Annotated in this window: 22 protein-coding genes and 1 pseudogene; 20 read left to right on the top strand and 3 right to left on the bottom strand. The window is 66.1% G+C overall.

Going from position 1 to position 25060, the window contains the following annotated elements; translation table 11 throughout:
* Window positions 1-68 precede the first annotated feature (68 nt).
* Window positions 69-743 carry a heavy metal response regulator transcription factor gene (locus ACKI1H_RS19080; RefSeq protein WP_138525474.1) on the top strand — a complete coding sequence of 225 codons (675 nt, stop codon included), beginning with the start codon at window positions 69-71 and terminating at the stop codon, window positions 741-743.
* Window positions 740-2125, top strand: a complete 1386-nt coding sequence (locus tag ACKI1H_RS19075) for a heavy metal sensor histidine kinase (RefSeq protein ID WP_440465942.1) — start codon at window positions 740-742, stop codon at window positions 2123-2125. Before ACKI1H_RS19080 ends, ACKI1H_RS19075 begins: the two co-directional genes overlap by 4 nt.
* An 18-nt stretch (window positions 2126-2143) precedes the next feature.
* Here ACKI1H_RS19075 and ACKI1H_RS19070 read toward each other — a convergent pair whose 3' ends face one another.
* Window positions 2144-2479 (bottom strand): DUF2790 domain-containing protein, encoded by a 336-nt coding sequence (locus ACKI1H_RS19070; RefSeq protein ID WP_138525472.1) that lies wholly within the window; start codon window positions 2477-2479, stop codon window positions 2144-2146.
* 315 nt (window positions 2480-2794) lie between these two features.
* Here ACKI1H_RS19070 and ACKI1H_RS19065 point away from each other — a divergent pair, with 315 nt between their 5' ends.
* Entirely contained in the window at window positions 2795-3463 is a 669-nt protein-coding gene (locus ACKI1H_RS19065) for a TIGR04211 family SH3 domain-containing protein (protein WP_138525471.1), read from the top strand.
* A gap of 4 nt (window positions 3464-3467) precedes the next feature.
* Here the strand turns inward: ACKI1H_RS19065 and ACKI1H_RS19060 are convergent, their stop codons facing one another.
* A complete protein-coding gene (locus ACKI1H_RS19060; protein WP_440465941.1) occupies window positions 3468-3914 on the bottom strand; it encodes an N-acetyltransferase family protein in 447 nt (148 codons plus the stop codon).
* Window positions 3915-4057: 143 nt separating this feature from the next.
* Entirely contained in the window at window positions 4058-4978 is a 921-nt protein-coding gene (locus ACKI1H_RS19055; protein WP_138525469.1) for a LysR family transcriptional regulator, read from the bottom strand.
* A 347-nt stretch (window positions 4979-5325) separates the two neighbouring features.
* Here ACKI1H_RS19055 and ACKI1H_RS19050 point away from each other — a divergent pair.
* The 17 genes and pseudogenes from ACKI1H_RS19050 to ACKI1H_RS18970 all read left to right on the top strand — a co-directional run.
* Window positions 5326-7669: pseudogene (locus ACKI1H_RS19050) on the top strand (TonB-dependent receptor); the annotation flags it as partial.
* Window positions 7670-7726: 57 nt separating this feature from the next.
* Complete coding sequence (locus ACKI1H_RS19045; RefSeq protein WP_440465940.1) at window positions 7727-8632, top strand: TauD/TfdA dioxygenase family protein; 906 nt, start codon at window positions 7727-7729, stop codon at window positions 8630-8632.
* 204 nt (window positions 8633-8836) lie between these two features.
* Window positions 8837-9727, top strand: a complete 891-nt coding sequence (locus ACKI1H_RS19040) for a TauD/TfdA dioxygenase family protein (protein ID WP_440465939.1) — start codon at window positions 8837-8839, stop codon at window positions 9725-9727.
* 278 nt (window positions 9728-10005) lie between these two features.
* A complete protein-coding gene (locus ACKI1H_RS19035) occupies window positions 10006-10755 on the top strand; it encodes a GntR family transcriptional regulator (RefSeq protein WP_440465938.1) in 750 nt (249 codons plus the stop codon).
* Complete coding sequence (locus ACKI1H_RS19030) at window positions 10752-12503, top strand: fumarate reductase/succinate dehydrogenase flavoprotein subunit (RefSeq protein WP_440465937.1); 1752 nt, start codon at window positions 10752-10754, stop codon at window positions 12501-12503. Before ACKI1H_RS19035 ends, ACKI1H_RS19030 begins: the two co-directional genes overlap by 4 nt.
* A gap of 255 nt (window positions 12504-12758) precedes the next feature.
* Window positions 12759-13004 carry a 4Fe-4S dicluster domain-containing protein gene (locus ACKI1H_RS19025; RefSeq protein ID WP_024767017.1) on the top strand — a complete coding sequence of 82 codons (246 nt, stop codon included), beginning with the start codon at window positions 12759-12761 and terminating at the stop codon, window positions 13002-13004.
* Between the two features lie 204 nt (window positions 13005-13208).
* Entirely contained in the window at window positions 13209-14618 is a 1410-nt protein-coding gene (locus tag ACKI1H_RS19020) for an ABC transporter substrate-binding protein (RefSeq protein ID WP_440465936.1), read from the top strand.
* A gap of 60 nt (window positions 14619-14678) precedes the next feature.
* Entirely contained in the window at window positions 14679-15467 is a 789-nt protein-coding gene (locus ACKI1H_RS19015; protein WP_440465935.1) for an ABC transporter permease, read from the top strand.
* The gene (locus tag ACKI1H_RS19010) at window positions 15464-16312 is read left to right on the top strand and encodes an ABC transporter ATP-binding protein (RefSeq protein ID WP_440465934.1); all 849 of its coding nucleotides are present in this window, start codon (window positions 15464-15466) and stop codon (window positions 16310-16312) included. The genes ACKI1H_RS19015 and ACKI1H_RS19010 overlap by 4 nt, the downstream gene beginning before the upstream one ends.
* The gene (locus ACKI1H_RS19005; RefSeq protein WP_440465933.1) at window positions 16309-17310 is read left to right on the top strand and encodes a HEAT repeat domain-containing protein; all 1002 of its coding nucleotides are present in this window, start codon (window positions 16309-16311) and stop codon (window positions 17308-17310) included. Before ACKI1H_RS19010 ends, ACKI1H_RS19005 begins: the two co-directional genes overlap by 4 nt.
* The gene (locus tag ACKI1H_RS19000) at window positions 17307-17585 is read left to right on the top strand and encodes a DUF971 domain-containing protein (protein WP_440465932.1); all 279 of its coding nucleotides are present in this window, start codon (window positions 17307-17309) and stop codon (window positions 17583-17585) included. The genes ACKI1H_RS19005 and ACKI1H_RS19000 overlap by 4 nt, the downstream gene beginning before the upstream one ends.
* Window positions 17586-17713: 128 nt before the next feature.
* Window positions 17714-18418 carry an SDR family NAD(P)-dependent oxidoreductase gene (locus ACKI1H_RS18995; protein ID WP_440465931.1) on the top strand — a complete coding sequence of 235 codons (705 nt, stop codon included), beginning with the start codon at window positions 17714-17716 and terminating at the stop codon, window positions 18416-18418.
* A gap of 91 nt (window positions 18419-18509) precedes the next feature.
* The gene (locus ACKI1H_RS18990) at window positions 18510-19529 is read left to right on the top strand and encodes an AraC family transcriptional regulator (RefSeq protein ID WP_138525456.1); all 1020 of its coding nucleotides are present in this window, start codon (window positions 18510-18512) and stop codon (window positions 19527-19529) included.
* A 266-nt stretch (window positions 19530-19795) separates the two neighbouring features.
* Window positions 19796-21037: a sterol desaturase family protein gene (locus ACKI1H_RS18985; protein ID WP_440465930.1), complete on the top strand. Its 1242-nt coding sequence runs from the start codon at window positions 19796-19798 to the stop codon at window positions 21035-21037.
* 1 nt (window position 21038) lies between these two features.
* Entirely contained in the window at window positions 21039-21596 is a 558-nt protein-coding gene (locus ACKI1H_RS18980; RefSeq protein ID WP_440465929.1) for a hypothetical protein, read from the top strand.
* 148 nt (window positions 21597-21744) lie between these two features.
* Complete coding sequence (locus tag ACKI1H_RS18975) at window positions 21745-23676, top strand: DUF1302 domain-containing protein (RefSeq protein ID WP_440465928.1); 1932 nt, start codon at window positions 21745-21747, stop codon at window positions 23674-23676.
* Between the two features lie 13 nt (window positions 23677-23689).
* Entirely contained in the window at window positions 23690-25054 is a 1365-nt protein-coding gene (locus tag ACKI1H_RS18970) for a DUF1329 domain-containing protein (RefSeq protein WP_138525452.1), read from the top strand.
* The last annotated feature ends 6 nt before the right edge of the window (window positions 25055-25060 follow it).

Genomic DNA, 25060 nt, shown 5'->3' with positions numbered 1-25060 from the left:
TTCGCAGTCCGGATGAACTTTCCTGCACCTGCGGCACCACTCTTCACGCAATTACCGAGTAACTATTCATGAAGATCCTGCTCATCGAGGACGACCACAAGACGGCCGATTATCTGCAACAGGGGCTGAGCGAAAGCGGCTATGTCGTCGACCGCGCCGACAACGGCGTCGACGGCCTGCACCTGGCCCGGCAGTGCGCCTACGACCTGGTCATCCTCGATGTGAACCTGCCGCAGATGGACGGCTGGGACGTGCTCGCCAGCCTGCGTCAGCACAGCGACATCCGCGTGATGATGCTCACCGCCCGCGGCCGCCTCACCGAGCGGGTCAAAGGCTTCGACCTGGGCGCCGATGACTACCTGCTCAAGCCCTTCGAGTTCCCCGAACTGCTGGCCCGCGTGCGCTCGCTGATGCGCCGCAGCGAGCGCATCGACCAGCCACAGGTGCTGGAGATCGGCGGGCTGGAACTGGACCCCGGCCGCCATCGCGCCTACCGCGACAGCCAGCGCATCGACCTGACCAGCAAGGAGTTCGCCCTGCTGTACCTGCTGATGAGCCGCAGCGGCGAAGTGCTTTCGCGCACGCAGATCATCTCGCTGGTCTGGGACATGAACTTCGACTGCGACACCAACGTGGTGGAAGTCACCATTCGCCGTTTGCGCGCCAAGATCGACGATCCCTTCGCCGACAAGCTGATCCACACCTTGCGCGGAGTCGGCTACGTGCTGGAGTCCCGCGCATGAAGCCGGCCAGCCTGTCGCTGCGCATCGGCCTGTGGGTCGGCGTGCTGGGTTCGGTGCTGACGGTACTGCTGCTCACCCTCGCCTACGTCGCCCTCGATCATCAGCTGGACCAGCGCGCCCACCGCGAACTGGAAGACAAGCTCGGGCAACTGCGCCACGCGCTGGAGGCCGACCCCGGCCTCGCCGCCCTGCCCCTGCGCGGCCATGCCCTGCAGGATCAGTTGATGGGCCACGATAATCTCAGCGCTGCGCTGCTCGCCGAACAGCCTGGAAAATCGGCGCTGTTCAACAGTGGGTCGCCCGCTGATCTGCCGGCGCTCGATGCATTCGCCGGCACTGGCCGTGCGTTCGGCTGGAGCGCGCCGGATGGCCGCCGCCTGCTCACCGAGCGCAGCCTGATCCGCCTGCGCGACGGCAATACCCTGCGAGTATTCCTGACCCTGGATCGCCGCGAGGATGACGCCCTGCTCAGCGCCTTCCTGCGTTCGGCCTGGCTGGCGGTGCCGCCACTGCTGCTGCTTATCGCCCTCGGCGCGCGCCTGGTGGCCAAGCGCGGCCTGCAACCTTTGCGAAAATTCGGCCAGGTGGCTTCTCTGATCACCACTCAGGATCTCAGCCATCGCATCCCCGTGCAGGACCTGCCGCGGGAACTGGGCAAGGCCGCGCGGGCGCTGAACCTGATGCTGCACCGACTGGATGGCGGCGTGCAGCAGCTGACGCAGTTCTCCGACGACATCGCCCACGAACTGCGCTCGCCCATCGGCAACCTGCTGGGCAAGGCCCAGGTAACGCTGTCGCGGCCGCGGCAAAAGGAAGAGTACGAGACGGTGCTGGCTGCCAGCACCGAGGAGCTGGAACGAGTCGGGCGGATCGTCAGCGACATGCTGTTCCTCGCCCAGGTCAGCCACCCACGGGCACTGCTGCCGCAGGAGCCAGTGCGGCTGGAAGAGGAAGCGGCGAAGGTCGCCGAGCTGTTCGACTTCAGCGCCGAGGAGAAGTCGCTGCGCATCGTCATCGAAGGTCACGGGCTGGTGGTGGGCGACCGCCTGATGATCCAGCGCGCCATTTCCAACCTGCTGTCCAACGCCATCCGCCACACGCCCAAGGGCGAGCGCATCAGCGTGCAGGTGCGGGGCGATGGGGAGGCCGTGACGCTACAGGTACAGAACCCCGGCGCGGGGATTTCCGCCGAGCACCTGCCGCACCTGTTCGAGCGCTTCTACCGGGTGGACAAGGGTCGCTCGCGGGCACAGGGCGGCACGGGCCTCGGGCTGGCCATCGTGCGCTCGATCATGGAGCTGCACCTGGGCACCGCCTGTGCGCAGAGTTCGGAGGAAGGGCCGACGCGCTTCCTCCTGAAGTTTCCTCCGCCACCTGACTGATCGCCGTCCAGCTCAAGATCAGCGGGTGGCACGGCAGGCGACGCGCTCGGTGCGGTACTCGATGGCCTGTTCCTCGCCGAAGGAGTCCTTGTAGCGCAGCTGCACCGGCACCACGCCGCAGTCGGCGCTCATCGGAGTCACCGCCACCACTTCGGCAATGTCCAGGTTCATCCCGTAGGTGTACTGCTTCGCCTCGGCGATCTGCGTCGGCGTGGGCGCGCTCTGGCGGGCCTGCATGACCTGCTGGCGGGCCTGTTCCATACGGGCGAAGGTGATGTCGCCGCCACCGTCGGCCAGCGCCAGGGAGGATACGCCGGTCAGAACAGCGATCAGGAAGAAGCGGGAGAGTTTCATGGCAGTCACCTCGTGGGTGGTTGGAAGTGACTCCACCTTAAGTGCCCGCCGCTAACGGGAAGCTGAGGCAAGGATGACGATTCGGTTATCCAGCCTTGATCGATCATTAGCAATTTCTCACCACTCATCCGCGCAATTTCCCACCGGTGAACTCTCGGCATCCGACAACTGTCTGTGTGCTGTCGGCCCACCGGGTGGGATCCCTGGCCATTGGCCACCCGGACAGCTCTGAATCCTTCGTTTCAAATAAATCGCCCGGCCGGCGTTTTCGCTCCCGCAAGGCGGGTTTCGTTCCAAGTCATGTGAAGATTGCCCATGTCCCTATCGCGTCGCTTCCCCGCACGAGTTTCTCCCCTCCAGACCCGCGCCCTCGGTGCCTGCCTGTTCGCCGGCCTGCTGGCAGCCGGCGCTCCGGCCCAGGCCGAGGAGCCCGCCAGCAACGCGCGCTGGGTGAACGACAGCCTGAGCACCTACGTGCGCAGCGGCCCTACCGACGGCTACCGCATCGTCGGCACCCTGACCTCCGGGCAGAAGGTCCAGTTGGTCAGCACGTCCGGCGACTACAGCCAGGTGCGCAGCGACAGTGGCAACACCGTGTGGATCGCCAGCAAGGACCTGCAGGAGAAGCCGGGCCAGGCCGAGCGCCTGCCCTCCCTGGAACAAAAGGTCACCGAGCTGACCACCCAGCTGCAGACCATCGACGACAGCTGGAAGAACCGCGTGCAGGGCATGCAGGAAACCCTGGACGCGCGCAAGAAGCTCATCGACGAACTGCAGGCCGCGCGCACTGCCCTGGACGGCGAACTGAGCCAGGCGCGCTCGCAACTGCGCGATGCGCAGGCGCAACTGGGCGATGAGAACAAACAGGTGCTGATGCGCTACATGGCTTACGGCGGCAGCATTGCCGGCGCCGGCCTGCTGGCCGGGCTGATCCTGCCAACCATGTTGCGGGTGCGCCGCAAGCGCAGCACCGAGTGGGTCTGACACCTCAGTCCAGGCGCAACTCGTACTGCCGATAGCCCAGGGCGTCACTGCCCTGCGGCTCGAACCCGGCTCGCTCGTACAGGCGCCGCGCCGGGTTGTCCGGGCGCACGCTGAGCTTCAATCGCGTGTAGCCTTCCTGCCGGGCATCGGCGATATAGCGCTGCAACAGCGCCGCACCGACACCCTTTCCCCGCCACGCCACGCTGACACCCAAAGTGCAGAGCTCCGCGCTGCCCTCTTCGGGTAACCAGAGGCTGTAGCCGACACTCTCGCCTTCATGCTCGGCGATGGTCAGGCGCTCGAAGTGCTCCAGCCAGCGCGCCAGGTGCCGGTCGAAGTCTTCTCGCCAGCACGCCTCGTGGGCAGGCTCCCACTGGCGGATATAGGCCTCCTCGCCTCGCTGGACGTAGGGCACATCGGTGATGCGGGCGGGGCGGAACGAGAAACTCATTGCAGGCGTCCATGAAAGGTTCCGGGCGGTACGATCAGACCCTCTCATCTGTCGCCCCTTGCAGGCAAGCCGACTGATCCGCCCGGACAGTCCCTGCCGATGATCGCTACCGTTGATTCGCCATTGGCCAGTGGCGACCCACCTCACGCCACCTCGCTCTCCACCCCCGCATCCAGGTCCACCAGCAGCTCGATCATCGCCCGCGCCGCCGCCGAGAGGCGGTCGCCGCTGCGGGTGACGATACCGCAGCGGGCCTGGAGGATATCGACGTTCTGCGGCAGGTTTCGAAAGTGCAGGCGCACCAGCTCCCCGCGCGCCATCGGCTCGCTCAGCGCCTCCTCCACGGCGATGCCGATGGCATCGGTCTGGCTGACGATGCGCACCAGCGAGGCCATGTCCTCGCACTGCACGTTGGTGCTGATGTCGATCTTGCCGCTGAGGTTGGCGAGCATCTTCCGCGCGCTGGGCGGGATCAGCGTGGCCGCCAGCGGGTAGGCGAACATGTCGTTGGTGGAGAGGCTTTCCTTGGCCAGTAGCGGGTGCCCCTCGCGGCAGAAGAACAGCCCGCTGCGCGGCTTCAGCGCGCGGGTCTGGAAGTTCGGGTCAGCCTCGAAATGGCGGATATCGGCGACGAAGAATTCGATCTCCTCGCGACTCAGACTGCGTGCCAGGCGCTCCCAGTTGTCAACACCGAACTGGATATGGATGCGCGGGTAGCGCTGGACGAAACGTGACACCGCATCGGACACCAGTTTCTGCGCCGGCGCCGGCCCGCTGCCGAAGCGCAGCTCGCCCGAGTCCAGCTTGTTCAGCCGGGCCACCGCGTGGCTCAGGTTGTTGGCGCCCTGCACCAGGCTCAGCGCGTGCTGCAACACCACCTGGCCCTCGGGGGTCGGGCGCAGATCCTTGCTGCCCCGGTCCACCAGGCGGCAGCCCAGCTCCTGCTCCAGGCCCTGGATGCTGCGGCTGAACGCCGGCTGGGTGATGCCCATGGCGTCGGCGGCGCGAACGAAGCTGCGGTGTTCGTTGAGGGCGATGAAGTAGCGGAGTTGGCGCAGATCCATGATGCATTTCCGGCATTGAAAATAGTGGGCAAAGGCATTTGCCGCTCGTTATGCGCTGGTTTTAAATGCAAGCTCTTATTCCGTCAACGAAGAATAAAACAAACATCTATTCTTTTATGAACTAAGAATATAGCTCAGACCAGGAGTCGCCCGATGCCAGCCTTGCACCGCCTCTCTTCGCGAATGTGCCTGTCCCGCTGTCGCTGACAGCAAAGCCGCACCCACCCACAACGAAAAACGTCGTTCGCCACTTTTGCCTGGCGCGGCCCCCTTTTGCCCGCGAACAGCGTGCAGAGACAAGGACACAGCATGACTTCGAGACACTCGCCCTTCCCCTTCAAACCGCGCCGGCTGCGGGCTCCGGACTACGCCGTGGTCCTGCTACTGGCCCTGGGCGGCGCCCTGCCCGTGCTCGCTGAGGAAACCGAGGACGCCACCACCGGCGGTGAAACCAGCAAGCCCGTCGGCGCCGCGCAGGCCAAGGCCGACGCCACCCTGGGCAAGGTCACCGTGACTGCCCGCCGCCGCGAGGAAGACTCGCAGAAGGTGCCGACGCCGATCACCGTGGTCGGCGGCGAAACCCTGGAAACCCAGCGGGTCTACAAGGTGCAGGATCTGCAGCAGATCCTGCCCAGCGTGAACGTCGCCTTCATCCACGCGCGGCAATCGAGCATCGCGGTTCGTGGCATCGGCAACAACCCGGCCAGCGACGGCCTCGAAGGCAGCGCCGGGGTCTACCTGGACAACGTCTATCTCGGTCGCCCGGGCATGGCGGTATTCGACCTGCTGGACATCGAGCAGCTGGAACTGCTGCGCGGCCCGCAGGGCACGTTGTTCGGCAAGAACACCACGGCCGGTGTGCTGAACATCAGCACCCGCGCCCCGACTTTCACGCCGGAACGCAGCGTGGAGGTCTCCGGCGGCCAGGACGGCTATTTCCAGGGCAAGGGCACCGTCTCCGGGGCGCTGACCGACACCCTGGCCGGGCGCGTCTCAGCCTACCGCACCCGCGACGACGGCTACATCAAGAACGTCCACGACGATAACTACCTGAACGGCGGCGAGCGCCAGGGCATTCGCGGGCAACTGCTGTTCAAGCCCAACGAAGACTTCGACCTGCGCTGGATCAACGACTACAACGAGGAGGATTCCAGCAACGGCAGCATGGTGGTGTATGGCGCCGCCGACCGCTTCTGGCAGCGCGCCGCCGCGGTGGGCGCCTCGCCGATTCGCGATCCGGACCGGCACAAGGTCAACATCAACAGCCGCCAGCACGTCAGCGTGCACCAGGGCGGCAGTTCGGTGGAGGCCAACTGGAACCTCAATGGCGGCTACAAGCTGACCTCCATCAGCGCTTACCGCTACTGGCACTTCACCCCGGCCAACGACGAGCAGCTCAACGTCTCGGCAATCAACAACACCGGGGTCGAAGTCCACGACCGCCAGTTCTCCCAGGAAATCCGCCTGGCCTCGCCTACGGGTGGCTTCTTCGACTACGTGCTGGGCGCCTACGCGTTCAACCAGAACCTGGGCAACAAGACCTTCACCGACTACGGCCCGCTCGCCGATCCTTACCTGCTCGGGGCAAACCTCAACGCCCTGAACAACACCTACTCCAAGGCCAACGGCAAGATCGAAACCGACAGCTTCGCGCTGTTCGCCCAGGGTACCTGGCACCTCACCGACAAGCTGGACTTCACCGCCGGCCTGCGTGGCACCTACGAGGAAAAGGACGCCAAGGTCGAACGCTTCGATCCGGTGGGTGGCGCACCGGTTACCGGCGTCGGCGCGGTGGTGCGGCGCAACCAGCTGGGCGCCTACGACTCGGGCGACCTGAGCCTCTACAGCTTCGCGCCCTCGGCGCTGCTGAGCCTGAGCTACCAGTTCACCGACGACCTGCTGGGCTATGCCTCGCTGTCCCACGGCGAGAAGTCCGGCGGTGTGAACCTCGCCGTGGCCAGTGCGCCAACGGCCGGCGCCGACTCCCTGCTGGTCGGCCCGGAGCGCGCCAATGACGCCGAACTGGGGATCAAGACGACTCTGTTCGACAACCGCCTGCAACTGAACACCAACCTGTTCTGGACCGGCATCCACGGCTACCAGGCGACCACCCTGTACCAGCCGCCGGGCTCGACCCAGCTGGTCTCGGTACTCTCCAACGCCGGCAGCGTGCGTTCGCGCGGCCTGGAGTTCGAAGCCACCGCCCTGCCGATCCGTGGCCTGACGCTGAACTTCAACGGCTCCTACAACGACGTCACCTACCTGTCGTTCAAGGACGCCCCGTGCCCGGCGGAAGTCTCCACTCAAGCCAATGCACCCGCCACCTGCGACCTCACTGGGGATCGGGTGGTCGGAGCCTCCAAGTGGATCGCCAACCTCAATGGCGAATACGCCTGGAACCTCGACGACGGCATCCGCCCCTACGTGACCGGCAGCTACTCCTACCGCTCCGAGGCCGAGGGCACGCTGGACAACTCCGACCTCTCGAAGATCGACGGCTACGGCCTGGCGAACTTCTCCGTCGGCCTGCGCAAGGACCTCGGCGACGGCCAGCTGGACGCCTCGGTCTGGCTGAAGAACGCCTTCGACAAGGACTACTACCTGGCCGCCTTTGCCAGCATCAACGGCTCCTACACCGCCTCGGTAGGGCAGCCGCGCACCCTGGGCGCCTCCGTTCGATACGACTTCTGATCCCCATCCGCCGCGCTGACGGGCGCGGCGCTATTGCCACAGCAAGAGGACGATGAGATGAGCAACGCAGCACAAGCTATCAAGCAGGACCTCGCCAACCTGGACATCCACCCGGTCGCCGGGCGCATCGGCGCCGAAATTCGCGGCGTGAAGCTGTCCGGCGAGCTGGACGCCGCCACCACCGACGCCATCCAGGCCGCACTGGTGAAGCACAAGGTGATCTTCTTCCGCGACCAGACGCACCTCGACGACCAGGGCCAGGAGGCGTTCGCCAAGCTCCTCGGCAATCCCGTGGCACACCCCACCGTCCCGGTGCAGGAAGGCACGCACTATCTGCTGGAACTGGACGGCGCCCAGGGCCGCCGCGCCAACTCCTGGCACACCGACGTGACCTTCGTCGATGCCTATCCCAAGGCCTCGATCCTGCGCAACGTGGTGGCCCCGGAGTCTGGCGGCGACACCGTGTGGGCCAACACTGCCACTGCCTACGACGACCTGGCGCCGGAGCTCAAGGCGCTGGCCGATTCCCTCTGGGCGGTACACAGCAACGAATACGACTACGCCAGCGTGCGACCGAATGTCGACCCGGCGCGCCTGGAGGAATATCGCAAGATTTTCACTTCCACCGTCTACGAGACCGAGCACCCGGTGGTGCGCATGCATCCGGTCAGCGGCGAGAAGACGCTGCTGCTGGGGCACTTCGTCAAGCGCCTGAAGGGCCTCTCGCAGCATGATTCGGCGCACCTGTTCGCCGTGCTGCAGAGCCACGTCACCCGCCTGGAAAATACCGTGCGCTGGCGCTGGCAGCCGGGCGACGTGGCCATCTGGGACAACCGCGCCACCCAGCACTACGCCGTGGACGACTACGGTACCCAACCGCGCATCGTGCGCCGCGTGACCCTCGACGGCGATGTGCCGGTGGGTGTCGACGGGCAGCGCAGCCGGACGATCAAGAAGGTTTGAGCCGTAACACCCAAAGCTGAAAGCCCCTCTCCCTAACCCTCTCCCTGAAGGGAGAGGGGACTGGATCGGCGTGAAGCGTGGCCAGGGTCCATTCCTGATACCGATTCTTCAGGAAAACACCGCTGGCACACTTCACTCGAATACCCCCTCTCCCTTCAGGGAGAGGGCTGGGGAGAGGGAATCCCCCCACTCAGGACTATCCCGATGACCCAATCCAACGCCCTCCAGCAATCCACCCCGGAACCCTTCGCCATCGTCCCCCTCGACGCCCCACTGGGCGCAGAAGTACGCGGCCTCGACGCCCGCGAGCCACTGACGCCGGAACAGATCCTGGCGATCAAGCAGGCCCACCGCGAGCACCACATCCTGATCTTCAAGGACCAGCAACTCGACGATCAGCAGTACCTGCGCTTCGCCACCCTGTTCGGCGCGGTGTTCCAACCCCCAGCGGACGTCCCGGTGCTGTCCTCCGGCGCCGATGGCAAGGCCCCGGACATCGTCAAGGTGGCCAACACCGAGGACGGCGAGCTGGGCAACTTCGCCCTGCCGGCCCACGTCGACCATCAGTGGACGCCGATCCCCTCGTCCGGCTCTTTCCTCTATGCCCTGGAGGTACCCAGGACAGGCGGTGAAACCCAGTTCACCAACCTCGCTCGCGCCTATCAGACACTCGATGAGGCGACCCGCGCCGAGATCGATCCGCTGCGGCTGATCAACTACAACCCCTTCATCCGCCTGAAGAGCGGCGGCTACAACGGCACCTTCGTGCGCTACCGCACCCCGGACATCGAGCCCATCCAGGGCACCGAGCACCCGCTGGTGCGCACGCACCCGGAGAGCGGCAAGCGCGTGCTGTTCCTCTCCGTGCACACCGAGGTGGAAATCCCCGGCGCCGATCCGCAGCAGGGCGCGGCGCTGGTGGAGAAGCTGCGCGAGCATCTGCAGAAACCCGAGCTGATCTACAGCCACAAATGGTCGGTCGGCGACATCGTCTGGTGGGACAACCAGGCCGTGCTGCACGGGCGCAACGCCTTCCCGGCCAGCGAGAAGCGCCGCCTGAAGCGCATCAGCCTGTCCGGCAGCCGGCCGTTCTGAAGCCAGCGTAGGGCGCATAACGCTGGTGCGTTATGCGCCCTACGGAGCAGGAGTTTCTGTGCGAGTGCCATTGAACCTGTAGGAGCGAGCTTGCTCGCGAACCGCCTAATGCCGGAGTACCCGGATAATCTGTTCGCGAGCAAGCTCGCTCCTACAAAACAGCCGCCCTATGAGATTCCGTTACCCAGTGCTTTCTATGCTTATGCGAAATCGTTTCTTGTCCTGAATCAATTATTCCTTTTATCCTTTCGGCAACTCGTCATAACAAGTTATGAACTATGGCCGAACTACTCCCCCTCTCTCCCGTTCCTCTCTACAGCCAGCTGAAGGAAATCCTGCGCACGCGCATCCTCGACGGCACCTATCCGCCGCTCAGCCGCATGCCGTCCGAGGCCGAACTGGGCAAGGCCTTCGAGGTCAGCCGGATCACCGTGCGCCAGGCGCTGGGCGACCTGCAGAAGGAGGGGCTGATCTTCAAGATCCATGGCAAGGGCACCTTCGTCGCCAAGCCCAAGGCATTCCAGAACGTCAGCACCCTGCAAGGCCTGGGTGAGTCCATGACCCAGCGCGGCTACGAGGTGATCAACCGCCTGCGCAGCTTCAAGACCGTGCCGGCAAATGCCCAGGTCGCCGCCCGCCTGCAAGTCGCCGAGGGCGAGAACGTGGTGCAGATCAAGCGTGCCCGCCTGGTCAACCGCGAGCTGGTGTCGCTGGAGATCACCTGGCTGCCCGAGCACGTCGGCAAGCGCCTGGAGAAGGCCGACCTGGTCAGCCGCGACATCTTCCTGATCCTGGAGAACGACTGCGCCCTGCCCCTGGGCCACGCCGATCTGGCCATCGACGCCATCCTCGCCGACGCCGAACTGGCCGGCGCGCTGGAAGTGGAAGAAGGCTCGCCGGTGATGCGCATCGAGCGCCTGACCCACACCGCCGACGGCGCGCCGCTGGACTACGAACACCTCTACTACCGTGGCGATGCCTTCCAGTACCGCCTGCGCATCGACCGCCACAAGGGACCGCAGCAATGAGCCAGTTCGACCTCTCCCAGATTCCCGAGGACAAGGAACTCGCCTACGACATCGTGGTGATCGGCGGCGGCACCGCCGGCCCGATGGCCGCGATCAAGGCCAAGGAAGCCAACCGCGAGTTGCGCGTGCTGCTGGTGGACAAAGCCAACGTCAAGCGCAGCGGCGCCATCAGCATGGGCATGGACGGCCTGAACAACGCCATCATTCCCGGCCACGCCACGCCCGAGCAGTACACCAAGGAAATCACCGTCGCCAACGACGGCATCGTCAACCAGGCGGCGGTCTACGCCTACGCCACCCACAGCTTCGAGACCCTGCAGCAGCTGGACCGCTGGGGCGTGAAGTTCGAGAAAGACGAAGTTGGCGACTACGCAGTGAAGAAGGTCCACCACATGGGCGCCTACGTGCTGCCCATGCCCGAGGGCCATGACATCAAGAAGGTGCTGTACCGGCAGCTCAAGCGTGCGCGCATCGAGATCACCAACCGCCTGGTGGTCACCCGCCTGCTGACCGACGCCGATGGCGCAGTCAACGGCCTGCTCGGCTTCGACTGCCGTACCGCGCAGTTCCAGGTGATCCGCGCCAAGGCCGTGGTCCTCGCCTGCGGCGCTGCCGGTCGCCTGGGGCTGCCCTCGTCCGGCTACCTGATGGGCACCTACGAGAACCCCACCAATGCCGGCGACGGCTATGCCATGGCCTACCACGCGGGGGCGGAGCTTTCCAATCTGGAGTGTTTCCAGATCAACCCGCTGATCAAGGACTACAACGGCCCGGCCTGTGCCTACGTCACCGGCCCGCTGGGTGGCTACACCGCCAACAGCAAGGGCGAGCGCTTCATCGAGTGCGACTACTGGAGCGGCCAGATGATGTGGGAGTTCCACCAGGAACTCGAAGGCGGCAACGGCCCGGTATTCCTCAAGCTCGACCACCTGGCCGAGGAAACCATCCAGACCATCGAAGACATCCTCCACAGCAACGAGCGCCCCAGCCGCGGCCAGTTCCACGCCAACCGTGGCACCGACTACCGCCAGCAGATGGTGGAGATGCACATCTCCGAGATCGGTTTCTGTTCCGGCCACTCGGCTTCGGGTGTCTGGGTCAACGAGAAGGCCGAAACCAGCGTCAAGGGCCTGTACTCGGCCGGCGACATGGCCGCCGTGCCGCACAACTACATGCTCGGCGCCTTCACCTACGGCTGGTTCGCCGGCGCCAATGCTGCGCAATACGTGGCCGGCCGCGAGTTCAGCGAGGTCGATGCCACCCAGGTCGAACGCGAACGCGAGCGCGTCTTCGCCCCGCTCAAGCGAGAGCACGGCCTGCCGCCAGCGCAGGTCGAGTACAAGCTGCGACGCATGGTCAACGACTACCTGCAACCGCCCAAGGTGACGAAGAAGATGGAGATCGGCCTGCAGCGCTTCGCCGAGATCGCCCGCGACCTCGACCAGCTCAAGGCCAACAACCCCCACGAGCTGATGCGCGCCATGGAAGTCAGCGTGATCCGCGACTGCGCCGAGATGGCCGCCCGCGCCTCGCTGTTCCGCACCGAAAGCCGCTGGGGCCTGTACCACCACCGCGTGGACTACCCGCTGCGCAACGACGCCGACTGGTTCTGCCACGCCCATCTGAAGAAAGGCGAGGACGGTGCGATGACCAGTTTCAAGAAGCCCATCGAGCCCTATGTGATCGCGCTGGATGAGGACGAGCAGCAGGCTTACGAGAAGCTGCGGGTGAAGAGCGAGGCGGCTTGAAAGATTGGACTAGCAGCCTGAAAAGCCCCTCACCCTAACCCTCTCCCAGAGGGAGAGGGGACTGTCCTGAGCGGCGAATGAATCGTTGCTCGCCGGCTGACTCGGTGCTTTCCACCCTCACCGAACGGCCCCTCTCCCTCTGGGAGAGGGCTGGGGTGAGGGAAGGCCCGAGCACCAGAACCACCCAGGAACACCGAACAGAATCAGCCCGCCGCCATGACGGCCGGCAAAGCAACACGATGAGGACCGCGTGCCATGGCCTACCAACCCCAGGAAATCTTCTTCCGCTCCAGCGCCCCGGTGACGGTGGACGAGGACAAGTGCATCGCCGACAAGGGCTGCACCGTCTGCGTCGAGGTCTGCCCAATGGACCTGCTGGCAATCAACCCCGCTACCCAGAAGGCCTACATGGCCTTCGACGAATGCTGGTACTGCATGCCCTGCGAGAAGGACTGCCCGACCGGTGCGGTGCGCGTCGAGATTCCCTACCTGCTGCGTTGAGCTTGCGCTCAACCCGGGTATCGCTGTGTTCCACCCAGGCTACGGGTGCTTCGTAGGATGGCGTGGAGCGAAGCGATACCCATCATTCACATAAGAAACGCCATCCGGCCCCACCGCCGGACGCCTGATGCACTGCCCCTCGTTTCCCACCGCAAGGCCTGCGGCGGAGACGATTCCAACACTCATGATTCGAGGGGAACACCCATGACCTTGCGCACCACCCTGGCCGGCCTCGCGCTCGCCATTGCCAGCGTTACCACCGCTCAAGCCGAGACCATCCGAGTAGCCATCGGCACCCAGGACACCACCATCAACTGCGCCGCCGGCGGCCTGTTGATCCGCGAACTCGGCCTGCTCGACAAGTACCTGCCCCACGACGGCAAGTACCAGGACGCGCAGTACGATGTGCAGTGGAAGAACTTCACCAGCGGCGCACCACTGACCAACGAGATGGTCGCCGGCAAGCTCGACTTCGGCGCCATGGCCGACTTCCCCGGCTCGCTCAACGGCGTCGCCCACGAGGCCGCCGGCAAGCGCAGCCTGTTCATCAGCGTGCTGTCGGGCAGCATCGAGGGCAGCGGCAACGGCATCGTCGTGCCCGCCTCATCCAAGGTACAGTCGCTGGCCGAGCTCAAGGGCCAGACCATCTCCGTGCCCTTCGCCTCCACCGCCCACGGTCTGCTGCTGCGCGCCATCGCCGCCCAGGGCTGGGACCCGGAAAAGGACGTCACCATCATCGCGCAACCGCCGGAAGTCGCCGGCTCCGCGCTGCAAGCCAACAAGATCGCCGCCCACGCCGATTTCGTGCCCTTTGCCGAGCTGTTCGAAAGCCGTGGCATCGCCCGCAAGATCTATGACGGATCGCAAGCCAAGGCGCCGACCTTCCACGGCGCGCTGGTGGAAGCCGACTACGCGCAGCAGTACCCGGAAATCGTCGAGGCCTACCTGCGCGCAACCTACGAGGCCAACCAGCTGCTGGCGAAGGACCCGGAGAAATACAGCGAGCTGATCGAGAAGGTCGCCGGCATCCCCGCCGAGGTGAACTACCTGTTCCACGGCCCGCTAGGCCTGCAAACCCGTGACCTGACCTGGAAGCCGGAATACCGCCAGGCCGTGGCCACCGCCATCGACACCCTGAAGCTGCTGAAAAAGGCCGACCGCGGGCTGAACGTCGAGCAGTTCGTCGACGACCGCTATATCCGTGCGGCCTTCAAGGCCTCCGACGCCGACTACGACGTTGCGCTGAAGAACTACGCGCAGCAGCCGCTGCTGGGCAACGATGCGCTGACCGGCAAGCCGATCGCCGACACCCGCCACGTCACCCAGATCTGGGTACGCGGCGAACCGAAGGTGCGTAGCTACGCGACCGCCAGGGAAGCGCTCGGCCAGTTGGCCGAGCTCAAGCAACAGGGCAAGGACATCCGCGCGGTGTACGCCCAGGCCAGCGACAGCGGTATCAAGCTGCTCGCCGGGCAGGCCTGGTTCGTGCGCGGCAAGGATGGCGCGCTGGATGCCTTCCTGCTGCGCGAACAGGCCGACGCCTTCGCCCGTCAACACGGCGGAGAAGTCGCCGACTTCGCCGCCGCCAGCCAGCAGGCCGTGGCCAGCCGCTGAGGTCAGCCACTCGGGTAGATCCCCGGCGCCCCGTGCGCCGGGACTCGACGGAGAACGATGATGAACACCACCACTCTCTCCCGCTGGAGCCTGCGCCTGGTCTCGCTGCTGGTCTGCCTCGGACTCTGGCAGGTGCTCAGCGCACGGCACGTGAACCTCGGTCTGGTCACCTTCGCCAACGTGCCTGGCCCGCGTGACGTACTCGATGCTGCCTGGAGCCTCGCGCAATCGAGCAAGCTCGGTCGCCACCTGGGCAGCAGCCTGCTGCGCGTGCTGGCCGGCTACCTGCTGGCGGCCTTCGCCGGCATTCTCCTCGGGCTGCTCATCGGCCGCGGCCGCTGGGCCCGCGACAGCCTGCTGCCGCCACTGGAAGTGCTGCGGCCGATCCCCGCGGTGGCGTGGATTCCGCTGGCGATCCTGATGTTCCCCAGCTCCGAGCTGTCGATGATCTTCATCACCTTCACCGGTGCGCTGTTCCCCATCCTGCTCAACACCATTCACGGCGTGGAAGCGGTGGACCCACGCCTGCTCGCCTCCGCCCGCAGCCTCGGCGCCGGCCGCCTGGCGTTGCTGCGCGAAGTGGTGCTGCCGGGCGCTGCGCCGAGCATCGTCACCGGCCTGGCCATCGGCATGGGCACCTCGTGGTTCTGCCTGGTCACCGCCGAGATGATCTCCGGGCAATGGGGCATCGGCTACTACACCTGGGAGTCCTACACCTTGCAGAACTACCCCGACATCGTGGTCGGCATGCTGCTGATCGGTGTGCTCGGCATGGCCAGCAGCCTGCTGGTGCGCCAGATCGGCGCCCTGGTCACACCCTGGCAGCGCCAGGCCGGAGGCAAGCCATGACCCTGCCCGCCAGCGCACCGGGGCGCGTACGCGTCGACGGCCTGTCGATCCACCTGGGCAACGGCCGCGATGCCTTCGAGGCCGTACAGTCCCTGAGCTTCTCCATCGAGCCGGGCGAATTCGTCTGCGTGCTGGGCCCGTCCGGCTGCGGCAAGTCCACCCTGCTCGGCGCATTGGCCGGGCACCTGACGCCCAGCGCCGGCAAGCTGGAAGTGGACGGTGCCAGCGTCGCCGGTCCCTCGCCCGAACGCGGCATGGTCTTCCAGCACCACACCCTGCTGCCCTGGCGGCGCGTGCGCGATAACGTCGCCTTCGGTCTGAAGATGCGCGGCGTGGCCCGCTCCGAGCGCCATCGCCAGGCCGACGAGATGCTCCAGCTGGTGGGCCTGAACGGCTTCGCCGAGCGCTGGCCGTCGCAGCTCTCCGGCGGCATGCAGCAGCGCGTGGAAATCGCCCGCGTGTTGATCAACCAGCCGCGCCTGCTGCTGATGGACGAACCCTTCGGCGCCCTCGACGCACAGACACGGATGATGATGCAGGAACTGCTGCTGGACATCTGGACGCGCCTGCGCACCAGCGTGCTGTTCATCACCCACGACATCGACGAGGCGCTGTTCCTTGCCGACCGCATCCTGGTCATGAGCCCGCGTCCCGGACGCATCCTCGAAGACATCCGTCTCGACTTCCCGCGCCCGCGCCACGCCGACCTGCTCACCACGCCAGAATTCTCCCGGCTCAAGCGCCACTGCCTGGAACTGCTGCGCCACGAAGACGGCCGCCAGTTGCCACGCCTGACGCCCCTGGGCCTGCCCACTCCTCAACGGATACCGCGATTCGCCATATGACTGCCTTCAACCCCTCCTACAACATCAGCACCGACAACCCCGACATCCTCGACCTGCAACCGCGCCTGCAGGATGCCGACCCCGGCGTGCGCCGCATCGCCCTGATCGAGCTGGCCGACCTGGAGGACCCCGATGGTCTGCCCTGGCTCGCCGCCGCCCTGACCGGTGACGAAGCCGCCAATGTCCGCGCCGAGGCCGCACGCCTGCTGGAAGCCTGGGAAGAACCCGAGGTGGTGGACGCCCTCTGCCAGGCCCTCGCCGACAGCGACAACGACGTGCGTGAGGCTGCCGCCCAGAGCCTGAGCGAACTGAAGACCCGCGAAGCCGGCGTGCGCCTGCTGCCGTGGGCTACGCACAGCGATATCTTCGTCCGCCGCAGCGCCTTGCGCGCCTTGCGCGAACTGCGCCTGGAGGATGCCGCCGAACCTGCACTGACTGCGCTGGGCGACAGCGATGCCGGCGTCCGCCGCGAAGCCGTGGGCATCCTCGGCTGGCTCAAGCGCACCGACGCCCTGCCGCACCTGGCGCGCCTGACCCGCGACGACCCGGACGCTGAAGTCCGCCGTGCCGCTGCCGGCGCCCTCGGCCTGGCCATCGATGCCAGCGTGCTGCCGGCCCTGCAAGCCGCGCTGGCCGATCCGGCCTGGCAGGTACGCGAAGAAGCCGCCGGCACCCTCGGCAAACTGGCCCTGACGGGTGCCGGCGAAGCACTGGTCAAGGCGCTGCAGGATGACTTCTGGCAGGTGCGCCTGCGCGCCGCCCGCTCGCTGGGCAAACTACGTTACCTACCGGCGCTGCAAGGCCTGACGGTCGTGCTCGGCCACGGCATCAGCAACCTGCGCAAGGAGGCCGCGCTGGCCCTGGGCGAGCTGGGTAGCGGAGACGCCGTGGAGGCGCTGCGCAACGCCGAGAACGACGGCGACCCGGAAGTCCGCAAGGCCGTGCGCATCGCACTCTCTCAGTTGGAGCAAAAGCCGCCGCTGGGGCAATCGGCATGAACACCCCAGTCGCCCTGCACCGCTCCAGCGCCGAAGGTGAGCTGCGCATCCGCTGGAGCGACGGCGTCGAACAGTGCATCGCCTTCGCCCGCCTGCGCGGCGCCTGCCCCTGCTCGCAATGCCGGGCAGCGCGCCTGCAAGGGCGCATCGACCTGGTGAAGGCTGGCGTCGGCCTGCAGCAATTGAACCTGCAGGGCTACGGCGTGCAACTGGTGTTCGACGACGGCCACGACCGTGGCATCTATCCCTGGGATTACCTGCGCGGCCTGGCCTGAACCCTGCGCTCATGCAGATGACGCGCTGGCGCATCCAAACTGACGTGCAGGAACATGCCGCGCGGCGGCAGGGTGATTAGCGTTCGCACCATACCCACAAGAACGCCAACCACCGAGCGCTATTCACCATGCATCCATCGCTTTCCCCGCGCGTCATCGCCATCACCGGAGCCTTCGGCAACCTCGGTGCGGCGCTGGCCATCCAGGCCGCCGAAGCCGGCGCGCAGCTTGTGCTGATCGACCGGGCCGAGACTCCACCCGTTGACTTCCGCGCCCCCGACGGCGCCCTCCTGCTGACCGGTATCGACCTCGCCTCGCTGGCCGATGCCCAGGCGGCTGCGCGCCTGATCGACGAACGTTTCGGCCGGCTCGATGCGCTGGTGAACGTCGCCGGAGGCTTTGCCTGGCAGACCCTGGCCGAAGGCGACGTGGAGTGCTGGGACCGCCTCTACACCCTCAACCTGCGCACCGCCCTGTGCGCTTGCCAGGCGCTGCTGCCGCTGATCCGCCAGTCCAGCGCCGGGCGCATCGTCAACCTGGGCGCCGGCGCTGCCAGCCGGGCCGGCTTCGGCATGGGCGCCTACGCCGCCTCCAAGGCCGGCGTGCTGCGCCTGACCGAAAGCCTCGCCGAGGAGTTGAAGGACCAGGGCGTCACGGTCAACGCGGTACTACCGAGCATCATCGACACGCCACAGAACCGCGCCGCCATGCCCGAGGCGGACTTCGGTCGCTGGGTCACAGCCGACCAGCTGGCGGGCGTCATTCTCTTCCTGCTCGGCGATGCGGCCGCCGCCATCACCGGCGCCGGGATTCCGGTCAGCGGCCGCGTCTGAGCGTGCCGACGGACGCCGCTGGCCTCGGCGGCGCCCGACTTGCTAGATTGCACCCGCTCTCCAACCGGACCACCGGACCGCCCCACACGCCATGCATCCCGCCACCGCCAGTGCCGCCTTCGTCAATCACGTGCTGAACACCGCCGAGCAATACGGCTGTGACGGCGAACTGCTGCTGAACGAAATCGGCTTGCAGCGCGAACGCCTCGCCGACCCGATCCTGCGTATCCCCATGCACCAGTTGCGGGCCCTGCTGGAACTGTCGGTACGCATGAGCGGCCTGCCGCACTTCGGCCTGCTGGTGGGCGCAGCGGTGCGTCCCGGCAGCTATGGCGTTCTGGGTGCGGTATCGATGACCAGCGCCACCCTGGGCGAGTCCATGAGCATGATCCGCCGCTTCGGCAAGATCGTCTTCGACAGCCCGTCGAGCCAGACACACATCGTCATAGGGGACGGCCGCGTACTGCTGGAAGACCAGCGCATCACCGAACTGGAACCCTACTGCGCCTGCCAGCAGGACGCCGTGCTGGCAGGCTGGACGGCCTTCGGCCGCTGGCTGATCGGCAGCAGCGCGCCGCTGCTGGAAGTGCAGATGATCCACGCCGCGCAGGGCGACGCCGCCCTGTACGACGAGTTCTTCGGCTGCCCCGTACAGTTCAACGCCCCGCGCAACGCACTGGTGTTCCCCGAGGCGATGCTCGCTGCACGCATCCAGGGCGCCGACCCGCGCACCCACAAGAGCCTGCTGCTGGAGGCGGACCTGCAACTGGGTCGCTCCTACGCACCGCTCTCGGTGATCGGGCGCCTGCGGGCACTGCTGATCGAGCACATGCCCGGCGGTGAGGTCAGCCTGGAAGCACTCGCCAGCGAACTGGCCATGTCGCCACGCACCCTGCAGCGCAAGCTGGCCGCCGAAGGCGAAAGTTTCTCCCAGGTGCTGGAAACCATGCGCATGGAGCTGGCCGATCATTACCTGCGGCGGACCGATTCCAGCGTCATGGAGATCGCCCTGATGCTCGGCTTCTCCCAGGCCAGTGCCTTCAGCCACGCCTTCCGCCAGTCGCGCGGCATCTCCCCGGCGGACTTCCGCAAGACCCTGCGCAGCGCCTGAGCTCCGGTGCCGCGCACTGACGTAGGGCGCATAACGCCCCAAGCGTTATCCGCCGGCCTGCAGGCCTTGTGCACATGAAAGTCGGCGGATAACCGCAAGCGGTTATTCGCCCTACGTGAGTCAACCCAGGCCGCCGCTATACCACCTCATCACCCGTCCGAATTCCGAGAGGATTGACGTCGCGCGACATGCGCTCTGGCGCCCTGCATCACGCCCGCTTCTCGGCAGCGCGTTAGCCTCCTCGCATCATAAGAAGGAGGCAGAACATGCCCAACATGATCGTCTACGCCGTGCCGGCATTCCTCGTGCTGCTGCTGGTCGAACTGCTCTGGAGCTTCTGGCGGCGGCGCCAGACCTTTGCCCTGGCCGACAGCCTGTCCAGCGCCTCGCTGGGGCTCAGCGGCCAGGTCATCAACCTGTTCGTGCGTGCCCTGAACTTCGGCGTCTACCTGCTCGCCTACCAGTACCTGGCGTTGTTCGACCTCTCCACCTCGCACTGGTGGGTCTGGGCCATCGGCCTGCTCGGCTACGACCTCTGCTACTACTGGCACCACCGCATGGGCCACGAGGTGAACCTGGTCTGGGCCTCCCACGTGGTGCACCACTCCAGCGAGGAGTTCAACTACTCCACCGCGTTGCGGCAGACCAGCACCGGCTTCCTGACCAACTGGTTCTTCTACTGGCCGCTGGCGCTGATCGGTATTCCGCCGACCGTGTTCATCGTCGCCGGCGCGGTGATCCTGGGCTACCAGTTCTGGATCCATACCCGCCACATCGGCCGCCTGGGCTGGTTCGACTACTGCTTCGCCTCGCCGTCCAACCACCGCGTGCACCATGGCCAGAACGAGTACTGCGTGGACAGGAACTACGGCGGCGTGCTGATGCTCTGGGACCACCTGTTCGGCACCTTCGCCAAGGAGCGCCCGGAGTCGGAAGAACCGATCATCTATGGCATCCACGGCCAGCTGAAGACCTTCGATCCGCTCAAGGCGAACTTCCACAAGTACCGCGACCTGCTCGCCGACGCCCGCCTGGCCGATAACTGGAAAGACCGAATCCGCGTCTGGTTCGCCCGCCCCGGCTGGCGCCCGGCCGCCGCCGAAAGGCTCGATCCGAAGCCGCCCCATGACATCAGCGCGTTCCGTCTCTACCGCCCGCGCATTTCCGCCGCCACGGCCTTCTACTGCCTGCTGCAGATGCTGTTGCTGATGGTGCTGGGCATGGGCTTCCTGGCCTTTGCCTACCAGTTGCCGCTGGCCGGGAAAATCCTCGGCGCGGTGTGGATCATCGCTTCCCTCTGGGTACTCGGCCGTAGCCTGGAGAACGCACCGGGCAACGGGCGCTGGCAGCTGCTGTGGCTGGGATCGCTGGCCATTCCGGCGGCCCTTGCGCACCTGCAATGGGGCCTGCCGGTGGCCTGGGCAGTGGCGCTGTTCGTGGGCGCAACGCTGGGCCTGCTCGGCATGCTGCTGCGTTCGCTGCGCCAGCCGCAACCGCTGGAGGCCTGAGATGAATACCAGCGTGATCTGCGAGCTGTTGCTGTGCGCCGCCAGCCTCTGGGCAGCGGTGGACAGCCTGAAGAATAAACACGGCTGGCGTACCCTCGGGTTCGCCCTGATCGCCGTCACCGCGCTACTCGGCGCGCTGGTCTATGGCGGCCTGGAAGCGACACGGCCGGCGCACCAGGCGATGACCAGCCTTTCCGGACGCATCGCCTTGCTGCTGATCGCCATCGGCAGCCTGCACGGCGTCACCCGCCATCTGCTACTGGCCGCCCTCGCCGCGCTGATGCTCTGGCTGCCGGACAACCTGGCGCTGGCCGGCAACCTCCTGGCGCTCATCGCCATCGCCTGGCCCGGCCGGTCGCAACGCTGGCCGCTGGCGATGGCCGGTGCCCTGCTGTTCGTTCTCGCCGGCCTGGGTATCGCCGGTCGGGGCGAGTGGCAAGGCATCCCGCGCGTGGACCTTTATCACCTCACGCTGATGCTGGCGACATTGTGCTGGACGCTCGCGCGGTTGCGCGGCACGCGCTGGCTGCCTGGCAAGCCAGCTTCCCTCGCCCGCTGAGCAAGGGCGATACCGACTACTGGAGACCTACGCCCGGCGTGAACGCAACACGCCCATTGCCTTCGCAGAGCACTATCCGAAGGGGCGCCGCCACGAGGCCCCGTCTGATGACACACACAATAAGAACCAGTCGTTGGAGTAGCCTCACATGACCACCAGATCCCGCAAGCGTCGCTTGCAGACCGGGTCCGCCTTTGCCTGCGTTTTACCCCTGATGCTCAGCGGCCAGTCGAAGGCCGTCGAGTTCAGTTTCCTCGACAACCAGCTCAGTGGCTCGCTGGACACCACCGTGTCCTACGGCGCGCTGTGGCGCGTGCAAGGTCAGGACAAGACCAACAACGACGTCAACAGCAACGACGGCAACCGCAACTTCAGCACCGGCCTGGCCTCGGAGGTGTACAAGATCACCTCGGACCTGGAGGCCACCTACCAGAATTACGGTCTGTTCATGCGCGGCTCGGCGTTCTACGACACGCAGATCATGGACAAGCGCAACGACTACTACGACCACAACGAGCCGCCACAGCCGTCGCAAAGCTACCCGCACAACGACCACTTCACCGACGCTACCCGCGACACCGCCGGCCACCGCGCGGAAATCCTCGATGCCTACCTCTACGGCAACTGGGATATCGCCGACCATCCGCTGAGCGCGCGCCTGGGCAACCAGGTCTTCAACTGGGGCGAAGGCGTGTTCTACCGCGGTGGCATCAACACCACCAACCCGGTGGACGCCGCCAAGTTCCGCCTGCCCGGCTCGGAGCTCAAGGAAGTACTGATGCCCGTGGAGGCAGTCAGCTTCAACGTCGGCCTCACCGACAACCTGTCGATGGACGCCTTCTACCAGTGGAACTGGAAGGAAACCCGCCTCGACCCGGCCGGCACCTTCTTCTCCGAAACCGACCTCTTCGCCGACGGCGGCAACACCGGCTACACGCGGGTGAAGGCGCTGTCCGACCCGACCTTCCAGAGCCTCTACCCGATGCTCTCGGCCAGCCACTTCGCCGGCCTGCAGGGCACCGACTACCTGGACCAGAACGGCTACTTCAAGGTCAGCCACATCGGCCAGGACATCAACGCCAAGAACGACGGCCAGTTCGGCGTGGCCTTCCACTACATCGCCGAGCAGCTCAACTCCACCGAGTTCGGCTTCTACTTCGTCAACTACCACGCCAAGGATCCGGTGATCTATGCCGACCTGAACAAGAGCTACGCCGGGCTGGACATGGACCAGTTGGCGCAGCTGGTCGGCTCGCCGTCCTACGACGCGCTGGTGCAAAGCGGTGGGCAGATGCTCGGCCTGATCAACGCCGCCGCCGCAGTGGACATGGCCAACCAGGCCAACGCCCGCCGCGAATATGTGGAGAACATCCGCATGTACGGCCTGAGCTTCAACACTACCCTGGGCGACGCTTCGCTGTTCGGCGAGATCGCCTACCGGCCCAACCTGCCCATCGGCGTGGCCACCACCAACGACCTGCTCGGCGACATGCTCGCCCAGGCCGGGAAGATCGCCGACGGGCAGAAGGTCAATGTCGGCGGGCAGATGGTCGGCCTCGGCGGCGCGGTCCACGACTACGAGCGCGTCGAGTCCTTCAACAGCTCGCTGGGCACGATCTACAACTTCGGCCCGTCGCTGTCCTTCGACTCGTTCATGGGCGTGTTCGAAGTGGCCGCCGAGCAACTGCGCGGCAGCAGCCTGCAATACACCGCGTATGACGGCAGCACACGCTACTACTCCGGGCGCAGCAATGGCGCGTACGTCTCCGGCTTCGACCGCAGCGACCAGGTCAACCGCAATGCCTACGGCGCCACCCTGCTGCTGACCGGCACCTGGAACGATGTGTTCGCCGGGGTCAACCTCTCGCCCTACGCCGTCTACAAGGACGACTTCAGCGGCAACTCGCAGCAGGCTGGCAACTTCATCGCCGGGCGCAAGGCCTACACCCTGGGCCTCAAGGCCACCTACCTGAACAGCCTGGAAGCCGAACTGCAGTACACCGAGTTCTACGGCGCCGGCCAGGAGAACGCCGCGCGCGACCGCGACAACGTCGGCTTCAACGTCAAATACTCCTTCTGAGCGGAGATTCACCATGGGCAACATCCGTACCCTGGCCGGCGCCGTGGCGCTGGCCCTCACCGCCAGCGGAGCGCTGGCGGCGGTCTCCCCGCAGGAAGCGGCCAGGCTGCAATCCACCCTCACCCCGCTGGGCGCGGAAAAGGCCGGCAACGCCGCCGGCAGCATCCCCGCCTGGACCGGCGGCATCACCCAGGCCCCGGCCGGCTTCAAGCCCGGCCAGCATCCGATTGACCCGTACGCGGCGGACAAGCCGCTGTTCACCATCACCAAGGCCAACCTGGGGCAGTACAAGGCCAACCTGACGCCCGGCCAACTGGCGATGTTCGACAACTACCCGGACACCTTCCAGATTCCGGTGTACCCGACCCGCCGCAGCGGCTCGGCGCCGCAGTGGGTCTACGACAACACGTTGAAGAATGCGACCAGCGCCAGGCTGGCCGAGAACGGCAACGGCTTCGTCGATGCCTTCGGTGGCATTCCCTTCCCGATTCCACAGAGCGGTGTGGAGGCGGTGTGGAACCACATCGCCCGCTATCGCGGCACCTTCATCGTGCGCCGCTCCGCCGAGGCCGCCGTGCAACGAAACGGCGATTACTCGCCGGTGGTGACCCAGCAGGAAGCACTGTTCAAGTACTACCAACCCGGCGGTAATTTCGAAGGTCTGGGCAACCGCATGTTCTACTTCCTCGCCTTCACCAAGAGCCCGGCGCGCCTGGCCGGCAGCGCCGCGCTGGTGCACGAGACACTGGACCAGGTGAAGGAGCCGCGCCAGGCCTGGGCTTACAACGCCGGCCAGCGCCGCGTACGTCGCGCACCGAGCCTCGCGTACGACACGCCCATCGCTTCGTCCGATGGCCTGCGCACCGCCGACGACACCGATATGTACAACGGCGCGCCGGACCGATACGACTGGAAGCTGCTGGGCAAGCGCGAGATCTACATCCCCTACAACAACTTCCGGCTGGCCAGCGGCGAGGTGAAGTACAAGGACCTGCTCACGCCCAACCACCTCAACCCGCAATACACTCGCTACGAGCTGCACCGTGTGTGGGTGGTCGAAGGCACGCTCAAGCCAGGCGCGCGGCACATCTACTCCAAGCGCGTGCTGTTCCTCGACGAAGACAGCTGGGGCGCCGCCGAAGTGGATCAGTACGACGGCCGAGGCGAGCTGTGGCGCGTGTCCATGGCCTACCTGCGCAGCTACTACGAGCTGCCCACCACCTGGACCTCCATCGACGTCTTCCACGACCTGCAGGCGCGCCGCTACGTGGCGATGAACCTCGACAACGAAGAGCCGGCCAGCATCGATTTCACCCAGGCGCTGCCGGACGGCGAGTACTTCAGCCCCTCGGCATTGCGCCGCCGCGGCACCCGCTGACCCTCG

Source organism: Pseudomonas sp. YH-1 (genome assembly GCF_051990045.1).
Taxonomy (GTDB): domain Bacteria; phylum Pseudomonadota; class Gammaproteobacteria; order Pseudomonadales; family Pseudomonadaceae; genus Pseudomonas; species Pseudomonas nicosulfuronedens.
The sequence above is the reverse complement of the archived record's forward strand: the minus strand, read 5'-3'. Positions and strand labels throughout refer to the sequence as shown.